Below are 12,466 nucleotides of genomic sequence, written 5' to 3'. Positions count from 1 at the left end.
AGTGAATAAAAGAGCTGAAATCCCGACAGGTCATTCGGTTCGGCGCGGTCGTGGTTCGCTCAGCGCCTGCTCGAGCCAGGCGAGTAAATCATGAGTGACTTCCTCGCGGTTGGTTTCGTTGAGGATTTCATGCCGCGCCTGCGGGTATAGCTTCAGCGTCACGAGCGCGTGATCGGTGTCCGTCAGCGCACCTGCCAGATCCTTGAGACGTTTGCCTTCGCTCACCGGATCACATTCGCCGCCGATGATCAGGAGCGGCAGGCTCTTATCGATCTGCGCCAGGTTGGATTTCTTGCTGATCTGTTGCAGCCCGCCGAGCATGTCCAGCCAGAACTGATTGGTGCAACGAAAGCCGCAGAGCGGGTCGTTGACGTATTTATCGACTTCTTCCTGATCGCGACTAAGCCAGTCGAACGGCGTGCGCACGGGTTTGAAGGCTTTATTGAACGAGCCGAACGACAGGAACTCGATGATCGCGCTGCGCCCTCTAGCGCCTTGCCGCCAGCGTTCCAGGCGGGCGATCACGGCGGCGCTGCGGTAGAGCGACACGGGCTGAAAATTCGAGCCGCTGAGCACCGCACCCTGAACGCTGGCGCTGTGGTGCAACAGGTACGCCTGAGCAATGTAGCTGCCCATGCTGTGTCCCAGTAAAAAGACGGGGACGTCCGGATGACGCTGGCCGATCGAGGCGCTGAGGCTGGCCAGATCGCCCACCACGGTGTTCCAGCCATCCCGGTCGGCGTAGTGACCGAGCACGCCGTTGGCAGCGGTACGGCCATGACCGCGCTGGTCATGGGCGTACAAGGCAAAGCCGGCGTCGGTCAGCGCTGCGCCCAGGCGGGCATAGCGGCCACTGTGCTCAGCCATGCCATGAGACAGCATCACCACGGCCCGCGGGCTGGTCAGCGGCATCCATGCGTTGACGTACAGGCGAGTGTGATCACTGGCGTCCAGCCAAAAAGCATCGTGTTTCATGGCGTTTCCCTGGCCCTGTAAAGATTTGTCTTGAAATAGCGCTCTGTCGGTCGCCTGATTGCAGTGTATAGCGCTTGTCAGATGGCAGCCTGATCACCCGCAAGATTCACGTCATTGATGACGATTTGCCTTCCTGGTGGCAGCTGCTAACGTCCGGCAAGCACCTGCTTCATCGCGGGGCCAGCACTCTCAGGTAAGAGGATAAAAAGAACATGCAACCTGATTTCTGGAACGACAAACGCCCGGCAGGCGTCCTCTCTGAGGTGGACCTGCACGCTTACAAATCCGTGGTGGAGGTGTTCGAGCGCAGTTGCAAGAAGTATGCGGACCGTCCGGCCTACAGCAACATGGGCGTGACCCTGACCTACGCAGAGCTGGAGCGACACTCGGCGGCGTTCGCCGGTTACCTGCAGCAGCAGACCGAACTCAAGCCCGGCGACCGCATCGCCGTTCAGATGCCCAACCTGATCCAGTACCCCATCGCGGTATTCGGTGCGATGCGCGCAGGGTTGATCGTGGTCAACACCAACCCGCTGTACACCGCCCGTGAAATGCGCCATCAGTTCAAGGATTCCGGCGCCCGCGCGCTGGTGTACCTGAACGTCTTCGGCAAGAACGTTCAGGAAGTGCTGCCAGACACCGACATTCAGTACCTCATCGAAGTGAAGATGGGCGACATGCAGTCCGCCGCCAAAGGCTGGCTGATCAACACGGTCGTCGAGAAGGTCAAGAAGATGGTGCCCGAGTACGACCTGCCGCAGGCCGTGGCCTTCAAGAGCGTGCTCAAACTGGGGCGGGGCGATCACCTGCAACGCGTTCAGTTGGACCTGGAAGACATCGCCGTTCTGCAATACACCGGCGGCACCACCGGTTCGCCAAAAGGCGCGATGCTGACCCACGGCAACCTGGTTGCCAACATGCAACAGGTCTACGCCTGCATGCTCCAGCACGGTCCGGACGGTTTGCCGATCTTCAGGCAAGGCAGCGAGATCATGGTCGCGCCGCTGCCGATGTATCACATCTATGCCTTCACCTGTAATTGCATGTGCATGATGGTCAGCGGCAACCACAACCTGTTGATCACCAATCCTCGTGACATCGGCGGCTTCATCAAAGAGCTGAAAAAGTGGAAATTCTCCGCGATGCTCGGCCTCAACACGTTGTTCGTTGCATTGATGGATCATCCGGACTTCAAGACGCTGGATTTCTCCAGCCTGCGCTTGACCAACTCCGGCGGCACTGCCTTGGTGAAAGCCACGGCCGAACGCTGGTTGCAGCTCACGGGATGTCCGATTGTGGAAGGCTACGGCCTCACCGAAACCTCGCCGGTCGCCACGGCCAACCCGTACGGCAACCTGTCGAAACTGGGCACGGTCGGTATGCCGGTGCCGGGGACCACGGCCAAGGTCATCGACGATGAAGGCGTTGAGTTGCCCGTGGGCGAGCGCGGTGAGCTGTGCCTGAAGGGGCCGCAGATCATGCTCGGCTATTGGCACAAGCCCGATGCCACCGCTGAAGTCCTGGACAGCGAAGGCTGGCTCAAGACCGGGGACATTGCGGTCATTGATCCGGACGGTTTCATTCGCATCGTTGACCGCAAGAAAGACCTCATCATCGTCTCGGGCTTCAACGTTTACCCCAACGAGATCGAGGACGTCGTCTCGCGTCATCCGAAAGTCGCCAACTGCGCAGTGATCGGCGTGCCGGACGAGCGCTCGGGTGAAGCGGTGAAACTGTTCGTGGTGCCGCGAGATCCGAGCCTGACCTGCGAAGAACTCAAGGCGTATTGCAAAGAGAACTTCACCGGCTACAAGATCCCCAAGCAGATCGTGCTGCGTGAGTCGTTGCCCATGACGCCCGTGGGCAAGATCCTGCGAAGAGAGCTGCGCGACACCGCGTGAAGGGGCTATAACGTGACGGGGCTATAAACAGAAACGGCGTGTTGAGAAACACGCCGTTTTTTATGGGACACATGAGACCTGTGCAGGAGCGCGTTTGCCCGCGAATGCTGTGCGTGGGTCAATAATCGTGTCGGATGTGCTGACGCCTTCGCGGGCAAGCGCGCGCCTACAATTGTTGGGCATTTTCCGACATTTAGGTTCATTGCTCTAAACGTGACGTTTAAGCGTTCAAGAGTCATTTTTGTGACTGTTCGGGCCGCTATTGGCTCTAGGCGGCCTCTGGCAAAGCTGCTACGCTCGGCCCGCTTTTTGTCCTGTCGATACGCAGAAAGCTGTGGCTACATCATTCAAACACAAGAAATCATCGCATTAAGCGGTGTGTAGAAACGCTGTCGCTGAGGAGTCGGCTTCCATGATCGAAAACTTCTGGAAGGATAAATATCCGTCTGGCATTGCTGCCGATATCGATCCGGACGAGTATCCAAACGTTCAGGCGGTATTGAAACAGTCCTGCGAGCGTTTCGCCAACAAACCTGCGTTCAGCAATCTGGGCAAGACACTCACGTACGGTGAGATGTATGAGCTGTCCGGTGCGTTTGCCGCCTACCTTCAGCAGCACACCGACCTGCAACCGGGCGACCGCATCGCCGTGCAGTTGCCCAACGTGCTGCAGTACCCGATCGCCGTGTTTGGCGCCATTCGCGCGGGCCTGATCGTGGTCAACACCAACCCGCTGTACACCGCGCGGGAAATGGAACATCAATTCAACGACTCCGGTGCCAAGGCGCTGGTCTGCCTGGCGAACATGGCGCACCTGGCCGAGAAGGTCGTGCCCAAGACTGGCGTCAAGCACGTTATCGTCACCGAAGTCGCCGACCTGCTCCCGCCGCTCAAGCGCCTGCTGGTCAACAGCGTCATCAAGTACGTGAAAAAGATGGTGCCGCCGTTTCATCTGCCCAAAGCCGTCAAGTTCAACGACGTGCTGGCGATGGGGCACGGCAAGGCGGTCAACGATGCCTCGCCGAAAGGCAGCGACGTCGCGGTCCTGCAATACACCGGCGGCACGACAGGCGTGGCCAAGGGTGCCATGCTGACCCACCGTAACCTGATCGCCAACATGCTGCAGTGCAAGGCGCTGATGGGTTCCAACCTCAATGAGGGCACGGAGATCCTGATCACACCGCTGCCGCTGTATCACATCTACGCCTTCACCTTTCACTGCATGTCGATGATGTTGATCGGCAACCACAACATCCTGATCAGCAACCCGCGCGACCTGTCGGCGATGGTCAAGGAGTTGTCGAAGTGGAAGTTCAGCGGCTTTGTCGGCCTGAACACGCTGTTCGTGGCGCTGTGCAACAACGCCGACTTCCGCAACCTGGATTTCTCCTCGCTCAAAGTCACCCTGTCGGGCGGCATGGCGCTGCAGCAAGCCGCCGCCGAACGCTGGAAAGACGTGACCGGTTGCTCCATCTGCGAAGGGTACGGCATGACCGAAACCAGCCCGGTGGCGACGGTCAACCCGATCCAGAAAATCCAGATGGGCACCATCGGCATTCCCGTGCCCTCGACGCTGTGCAAGACCATCAACGACGCGGGCGAAGAGTTGCCGCTCGGTGAAGTCGGCGAGCTGTGCGTCAAAGGCCCTCAGGTGATGAAGGGTTACTGGCAGCGTCAGGAAGCCACCGATGAAATGCTCGACGCCGAAGGCTGGTTGAAGACGGGTGATATCGCGGTGATCCAGCCAGACGGCTACATGCGCATCGTGGATCGCAAGAAAGACATGATTCTGGTGTCGGGCTTCAACGTCTATCCGAACGAGCTGGAAGACGTGCTGGCGACCCTGCCGGGTGTGTTGCAGTGCGCCGCCATTGGCGTGCCGGACGAGAAGTCAGGCGAGGCGATCAAGATCTTCGTGGTCGTGAAGCCGGGTGCGACGCTGGCCAAGGAGCAGGTCATGGAGCACATGCGCGCCAACGTCACCGCCTACAAAGTCCCGCGCAGCGTGGAGTTCCGCGACGCGCTGCCGACCACCAACGTCGGCAAGATCCTGCGCCGCGAGTTGCGTGACGAAGAGCTGAAAAAGTTGGCGCTGAAGAAGCCCGCGTAAGTCAGCGGCAAGACCACAGACCTCGCCAGCGTGCGGGGTTTGTTGTTTTAAGGAAGGGCGCAGACTTCGCTGATCACACGGCATCTGTGGGAGTGAGCTTGCTCACGAAGAGGCTGTTACATCCGACACACCTGCTGCGCCAGACATACAGCCTTCGCGAGCAAGCTCGCTCCCACAGGGTTGTGCATGATCGTGGATAAATCTGCGACAATCCGCGCCCTGCATTCAGATAGAAAAGACTTCGCGCCCTGATGACCGACGAATCGACCGCCATCGACCAACTGTATAAAAGCCTCGACCACGCGATGATCAGTGATCGTCATCGCCTGCGTCGCCAGTTGCACGAACTGCGCAAGAAGCCTGACGAGGCGAAGCTTGCGCAATGGGTTGAGCGTGTCCAGACGTCGTGCGCGCAAGCCGTGAGCCGCAAGCAAAGCGTGCCGACCATTCGTTACGACGAAAACCTGCCGATTGCCGCCAAGCGCGATGAGATCAAGGAGGCGTTGCTCAAGCATCAGGTGCTGATCATCGCCGGTGAGACGGGTTCGGGTAAAACCACCCAGTTACCGAAAATCTGCCTGGAAATCGGTCGTGGCCAGCACGGTCTGATCGGCCACACCCAGCCGCGCCGAATCGCTGCGCGCAGTGTCGCCAGCCGGGTCGCCGAAGAGATCGGTACGCCGCTCGGAGCACTGGTCGGTTATCAGGTCCGTTTCGAGGACCAGAGCGACAGCAACACCCTGATCAAGCTGATGACCGACGGCATCCTGCTGGCCGAGACCCAGCATGACCGTTTTCTTGAGCGTTACGACACGATCATCGTCGACGAAGCCCACGAACGCAGCCTGAACATCGACTTCCTGCTGGGTTACCTGAAAACCCTGCTGCCGCGCCGCCCTGATCTGAAAGTCATCATCACTTCGGCGACCATCGACCTTGAGCGCTTCTCCGAGCACTTCGACAAGGCGCCCGTAATTGAAGTCTCGGGCCGGACCTTTCCGGTGGACACTTGGTATCGCCCGCTGACCTCTGAGCAGGACGAAGAGGGCAACAGCGTCGAAGACGACCTGACCGTCGATCAGGCCATTCTCGCGACCCTCGATGAGTTGGCAGCGTTTGAACGTAGCGAACGCAAGTCGCCCGGCGATGTGCTGGTGTTCCTGCCGGGTGAGCGCGAGATCCGTGACGCCGCCGAAATGCTGCGCAAGGCTCAGCTCAAACACACTGAAATCCTGCCGTTGTACGCACGGCTGTCGCCGGCTGAACAGCAGCGGATTTTCCAGTCGCATCCGGGCCGTCGGGTGGTGCTGGCGACCAACGTCGCTGAAACCTCGCTGACCGTGCCGGGCATCCGCTATGTGATCGACACCGGCACTGCGCGCATCAGCCGCTACAGCTATCGGGCCAAGGTTCAGCGTCTGCCGATCGAAGCCGTCTCTCAGGCCAGTGCCAACCAGCGTAAAGGCCGATGCGGGCGGGTCGAGCCGGGTTTATGTGTGCGGCTGTACAGCGAAGAGGATTTCCTCTCGCGCCCTGAGTTCACCGATCCGGAAATCCTGCGCACCAACCTGGCGGCGGTGATTCTGCAGATGCTGCACCTGCGTCTGGGCGAGATCACCGACTTCCCGTTTATCGAACCGCCGGACGGCAAGGCGATCAGCGACGGGTTCAACCTGTTGCAGGAACTCTCGGCGGTCAACCGCGAGAACCAGCTGACCCCGCTGGGTCGCCAGTTGGCGCGCTTGCCGGTGGACCCGCGCATGGGCCGCATGCTGCTGGAAGCGGCCAAACAGGGCAGCCTGCAGGAAGTGCTGATCGTCGCCAGCGCCATGTCGATTCAAGACCCGCGCGAGCGTCCGCCGGAGCGTCAGCAGGCTGCCGATCAGGCGCACGCGCAATGGAAAGATCAGGACTCGGACTTCGCCGGGCTGGTCAATCTGTGGCGCGGTTTCGAGGAGCAGCGCCAGGCGCTGACGGCCAGTCCGTTACGCAACTGGTGCCGTCGCAACTTCCTCAACTACCTGCGTCTGCGCGAGTGGCGCGACTCCCATCGTCAATTGAGCCTGATCTGTCGTGACCTGCAGCTGACGGTCAACAAAGAGCCGGCCGACTTCCCGAAATTCCACAAGGCGGTGCTCTCCGGTCTGCTCAGTCAGATCGGACAGAAAACCGAAGAGGGCGACTACCTCGGCGCGCGTCAGCGGCGTTTCTGGGTGCATCCGTCTTCCGGGCTGGGCAGAAAGCGCCCGCAGTGGATCATGGCCGCTGAGCTGGTCGAAACCACCAAGCTGTATGCGCGCATGGTGGCGAAGATCGAACCCGACTGGATCGAGCCGCTGGCCGGGCATCTGGTCAAGAAGAACCACTTCGAACCGCATTGGGAGAAGAAGCGTGGTCAGGTCGTGGCCTTCGAACAGATCACCCTGTTCGGGCTGATCGTGGTCGGGCGCCGCCCGGTGCATTTCGGCCCGATCGACCCTGTCGTCTCGAGGGAGTTCTTCATCCGTGAAGGCCTGGTGCGTGGCGAGATTCAGTCGCGCGCCAAGTGCCTGAGCGCCAACGCCAGGTTGCTGGAAGAGCTCGACGAACTGGAAGCCAAGGCCCGGCGTCGCGACATTCTGGCGGACGAAGAAACCCTGTTCCGTTTCTACGACGAGCGCCTGCCGGCCGAGATTCATCAGACCGCGACGTTCGACGCCTGGTACCGGATGGAAAGCCAGAAGAACCCGCAGTTGCTGATCATGCGCGAGGAAGATGTCCTTGCCCGTGAAGCCAGCGAGGTCACGGCCAATCAATACCCGGACACGTTGCGGTTAGGCGAACTGACCTTGCCGTTGACCTATCACTTCGAACCCAATCACCCGCGTGACGGGGTGACCCTGCGCGTGCCTGCGCCGTTGTTGCTGTCATTGCCGGCCGAGCGTCTGGAGTGGCTGGTGCCGGGCCTGCTGGAAACCAAATGCGTGGCCCTGGTGCGTAACCTGCCTAAAGCCTTGCGCAAGAACTTCGTGCCGGTGCCGGACTTCGTCAAGGCGGCCTTGCAGCGCATGGTGTTCGCTGACGGTTCGTTGCCTCAGGCGTTGGGGCGCGAGTTGCTGCGCATGACCGGCGCGCGCGTCACCGACGAGGCGTGGGCCGAGGCGGCGCAACAGGTGGAAAATCACCTGAAGATGAACCTTGAGGTGGTCGACGCCAACGGCAAGTTCCTGGGCGAAGGCCGCGATCTGGATGAGCTGACGGCGCGCTTTGCCGAAGCCGGACAGGCCGCACTGGCTGTGCCGCAAACCGAAAAGAGCCAGCAACCGGTAGAAGCCAAGGGCTTTGCGGCGGTCGCGGAAAAGACGCAACAGAAGATCGCCGGCCTCTCGATGACGGTGTATCCGGCGCTGGTGGAAGAGGGCGGCACGGTCAAGGAAGGGCGCTTCTCGACGCAGACCGAAGCCGAGTATCAACATCGCCGTGCCTTGCAGCGTCTGTTGCTGCAACAACTGGCAGAACCTGCGAAGTTCCTGCGCAGCAAATTGCCGGGTCAGACGGAATTGGCGTTGCTGTACCGCGACATGGGCCGGGTCGATGCGCTGATCGAGGACATCCTGCTGGCGAGCCTGGACACCTGCATTCTGGAAGGCGAAGCCAGCTTGCCGCGTGATGGCGCAGGCCTCCTGTCGCTGGCCGAGCGCAAGCGGGGCAGTCTGACCGAGCACGCCGAGCGTCTGGCGAGACTGACGCTGGAGATCCTCAAGCTCTGGCACGGCCTGCAAAAACGCTTCAAGGGCAAGATCGATCTGGCCCAGGCCGTCGCCCTGAATGACATCAAAGGGCAGTTGGGCAAGCTGGTGTACCCCGGATTCGTGCGCGAGACCCCGGCGCAGTGGCTCAAGGAGTTGCCGCGCTACCTGAAGGCCATCGAGTTGCGGCTTGAGAAGCTGGGCAGCCAAGTGCAGAAAGACCGGGTCTGGAGCATTGAACTGGGCAACCTCTGGGCGCAATACCAGACCCGCGCCGACAAGCACGCGCAGGAAGGCAAGCGCGATGACGAACTGGTGGTCTACCGCTGGTGGCTGGAGGAATACCGCGTGTCGCTGTTCGCCCAGCAACTGGGGACCAAGGTGCCGATTTCCGACAAGCGCCTGAACAAGCAGTGGAGTCAGGTCGAGGGCTGATGCCCTCGACCTGCGGCTTGACTGTCTGGGCCGGAACTTCGATCCCTGAACCCTGAACCCCGAACCCCGAACCCCTGTGGGAGCGAATTCATTCGCGATTGGCCGGTACAGCCGACGCCTCTTTGGCGGCCGAACTATTTTTCGCGAATGAATTCGCTCCCACAGGGTTGATGAGGGTGGAGCCCGAGAGTGTGCATTCCAGCAGCCCGATAGCGCCAAATCCCGGCCGATATGGCAAACTTCGCGGCTTAAAAGCTCGAAGCGCTCACAAGGTCCACGCCCGTCTACGGGAAATTTATCGTTGCATTGGTACTGTCGTTCCAGAAAAACAGCCAGCACCGTGCTTACGCAGGCCCTTTGCCTGCTGCCGTCAATAAGAGAGGAACGACCGTGTACGACGTCGTGATCAGTGGCACAGGGCTCTACACCCCGGCCAACAGCATTTCCAACGATGAGCTGGTGCATTCTTTCAACGCCTATGTCGCGCAATTCAATGCCGACAACGCTGCCGCCATCGAAGCCGGCGAGGTTCAGGCACTGACCGAGTCCAGCGCCGCCTTCATCGAGAAAGCCAGCGGCATCAAGAGCCGCTTCGTCATGGACAAGGACGGCATCCTCGACCCGCAACGCATGAAGCCCCGTTTGCCTGAGCGCTCCAACGACGAGTGGTCAATCCTCTGCCAGATGGGCGTCGCGGCCGCCGAACAAGCTTTGCAGCGCGCGGGTAAAACCGCCGCCGACATCGACGGCGTAATCGTCGCCTGTTCCAACCTGCAACGTGCGTACCCTGCGATCTCTATCGAGATTCAGTTGGCGCTCGGTGTTCAGGGTTTCGGTTTCGACATGAACGTCGCCTGTTCCTCGGCCACCTTCGGCATTCAGACCGCCTGCAACAGCGTCAAGCTGGGTCAGGCTCGCGCTCTGTTGGTGATCAGCCCGGAAATCTGCACGGCGCACCTGAATTTCCGTGACCGCGACAGTCACTTCATCTTCGGCGATGCCGCCACGGCGGTCGTGGTCGAACGCGCCGACCTGGCGACCTCCGAGCACCAGTTCGACATCGTCAGCACCAAGCTGCTGACCACCTTCTCAAACAACATCCGCAACAACTTCGGTTTCCTCAACCGCACGGCGGAAGAAGGCGAGGGCAAGGCGGACAAGCTGTTCGTGCAGGAAGGCCGCAAGGTGTTCCGCGACGTTTGCCCGATGGTGGCGGAACTGGTGGGTGTGCATCTGGAAGAGAACAGCCTGAACGTCAGCGACGTGAAGCGCTTCTGGCTGCATCAGGCCAACCTGAGCATGAACCACTTGATCGTGAAAAAGCTCCTGGGCCGCGACGCCTCGGTCGAAGAAGCCCCGGTGATTCTCGACAGCTATGCCAACACCAGCTCTGCCGGTTCGGTCATTGCCTTTCACTCCTACCAGGACGATCTGCCAAGCGGCGCGCTGGGTGTATTGAGCTCGTTCGGTGCGGGGTATTCGATCGGCAGTGTGATTCTGCGCAAGAAGTGATCACGCTCTGCTTATGAGCTGACCAGGATCTCAACCTGTGGGAGCGAATTCATTCGCGAGAGGCCGGTAGATTCGACAAAAGTGGGTTGGATGTGCCGGCCAATCGCGAATGAATTCGCTTCCACAGTATTTGTGTTCGGCAGATGATCATTGTGGGTGGGCCGGAAATAAAAGCAGCCCGAAGCTGACCTGTCGGAACGGATGATGGGGATCCGACAGGCCAGCTCCGGGCTGAAGTCTGGAGCGGCCTCAGGCGGCGGGAGCTTGCCGTCTGAGGCTGTAACGTGACGCTTTCTGCTCTTAGAACTTCGCAACCACGTCCAGCTGCAGCGTATTCGCGTCTTCGTCACGCGGGGCGTTGGCGAAGGCGAAGTCTGCCTTGGTCAGGAAGTACGTCGCGCCGAGGGTGAAGTTCTTGTCGACATCGTACGAGACGCTCAGCTTGTGGCCGCGCGAACCGGTGGTGCCGTTGGCGAAGTCGGAGTCGGTGAACGCGCCAACCACGGCGTTACGCTGAGTATCGCGGTAGTTGTAGTCCAGACCGAAACCAAACACCTTGGTCTTCACACCGGTCAGCCAGGCGGTGTCCTGATTGCTGTCGGTAGCGCTGTTGACCACGTACTGACCGTACAGGCTGACCGGAACGACCATGCCGGTCAGGTCGAGTTGGCCGAAGCCTTCGTACAGGCGGAAGTCGGTGGTGTTGTTGCCGTTGATGCTCAAGCCGCAGAACGTGGTGCTGGTGCTTGCAGCGGCCGGGTTACAGTCGTTGGAGTTCTGGTACTGGTACACCGAACCGCCGACGGTTGCCTTCACGTTGTCGGTGATCGCGATACGCGTACCCAACTGGGCAGCATTCAGGCGCAGGTCGTTCTTGAACTGCGTACCGTCGCCGCTGATGTTGTCCTTGAGGGTGTAGGTACCGGCGCTGCCGAACAACTCGAAACCTTTGGTGACCGGCACGCTGTAAGTGGCGGCCAGACCTTCCGGGTTGATGTCGTTGTCCCAGATCACGTCGCCTTCGCTGACCCACGGCTGGGCCATCTTGCCGCCGATAACGTGCAGGTTCTGAATGGCGGTCGGGTGGTAGTCGATGTAACCCTGATCCAGCCACAGGTCTTTCTTGGTGAAGTAGTCGTTCTGGTCGACGTTGGTGGAGTTGGCCTTGTTGTCGCCACCGGTGGCGATGCGGATGCCGGTGCTGACCTGAGGGTTGATGTCGGTGTAAGCGCCCAGACGTACACGGATACGTTGACGGTTCTTGTCCTGGCTGTTGTTCTGGTCGTCGATCTTGACCGTTTCCTGGCGAACACGAACGTCGCCTTTGAATTGGGTCTTGGCGGCCCATGCGACTTTCTGTTCGAAGGCCGACAGTTCGGAAGACTTGGCGGTGGTCGCGGCGGCGATCTGGTCGGCTGTCGCCTTCTGGGCTTGTTGCTGAGCCTGCTGATCCTTGGCGAGCTCCGATTGCAGTTCGGCGTACTGGGCTGGCGAGATCGAGCCGTTGGCCTTGAGCATGTCGAGCAGTTTCGCGTCGACTGCGGCGCTGGCCGGAACGCTCATGGCCAGCAACAGACCGCCACACAGGGCTGCCGCAGTTTTAGTGGAAGCAAGACGCATATCAATCTCCGTAGATGAGAAGGGATGACAAAGCCATCCAGGGAACAACCGACCGAAGGCGGACGGAAAAGAAGTCTGGTTTTTAGAACAGGGGGCTCTAAAAACAGGCGCCAGTATTACGGCCGTTTATGACAGGGGGATGGCTATGTGATGGCATGTCGATGACATGTGAAAAAAATCTGGAA

6 protein-coding genes are annotated in these 12,466 nt (G+C 60.1%); 4 read left to right on the top strand and 2 right to left on the bottom strand.

Annotated features, from left to right (window positions below):
* Positions 1 to 30: 30 nt before the first annotated feature.
* Entirely contained in the window at positions 31 to 975 is a 945-nt protein-coding gene (locus tag BLS87_RS14085; protein WP_074753094.1) for an alpha/beta hydrolase, read from the bottom strand.
* Positions 976 to 1,187: 212 nt separating this feature from the next.
* On the opposite strand from BLS87_RS14085, the gene fadD2 reads away from it, so the two are divergent.
* The 4 genes from fadD2 to BLS87_RS14065 all read left to right on the top strand — a co-directional run bounded on the left by fadD2 (position 1,188) and on the right by BLS87_RS14065 (position 10,661).
* A complete protein-coding gene (gene fadD2 / locus BLS87_RS14080) occupies positions 1,188 to 2,876 on the top strand; it encodes a long-chain-fatty-acid--CoA ligase FadD2 (protein WP_074753093.1) in 1,689 nt (562 codons plus the stop codon).
* A gap of 412 nt (positions 2,877 to 3,288) precedes the next feature.
* Positions 3,289 to 4,986 (top strand): long-chain-fatty-acid--CoA ligase FadD1, encoded by a 1,698-nt coding sequence (fadD1, locus tag BLS87_RS14075; RefSeq protein ID WP_074753092.1) that lies wholly within the window; start codon positions 3,289 to 3,291, stop codon positions 4,984 to 4,986.
* 251 nt (positions 4,987 to 5,237) lie between these two features.
* Positions 5,238 to 9,149 (top strand): ATP-dependent RNA helicase HrpA, encoded by a 3,912-nt coding sequence (gene hrpA / locus BLS87_RS14070; RefSeq protein WP_074753091.1) that lies wholly within the window; start codon positions 5,238 to 5,240, stop codon positions 9,147 to 9,149.
* Positions 9,150 to 9,539: 390 nt separating this feature from the next.
* Positions 9,540 to 10,661, top strand: a complete 1,122-nt coding sequence (locus tag BLS87_RS14065; protein ID WP_074753090.1) for a beta-ketoacyl-ACP synthase III — start codon at positions 9,540 to 9,542, stop codon at positions 10,659 to 10,661.
* 300 nt (positions 10,662 to 10,961) lie between these two features.
* Here BLS87_RS14065 and BLS87_RS14060 read toward each other — a convergent pair whose 3' ends face one another.
* Positions 10,962 to 12,281, bottom strand: coding sequence for a putative porin (locus BLS87_RS14060; RefSeq protein ID WP_074753089.1), 1,320 nt, complete (start codon positions 12,279 to 12,281; stop codon positions 10,962 to 10,964).
* Positions 12,282 to 12,466: the final 185 nt, after the last annotated feature.

The organism is Pseudomonas abietaniphila (assembly GCF_900100795.1).
Lineage (GTDB): Bacteria > Pseudomonadota > Gammaproteobacteria > Pseudomonadales > Pseudomonadaceae > Aquipseudomonas > Aquipseudomonas abietaniphila.
The sequence above is the reverse complement of the archived record's forward strand: the minus strand, read 5'-3'. Positions and strand labels throughout refer to the sequence as shown.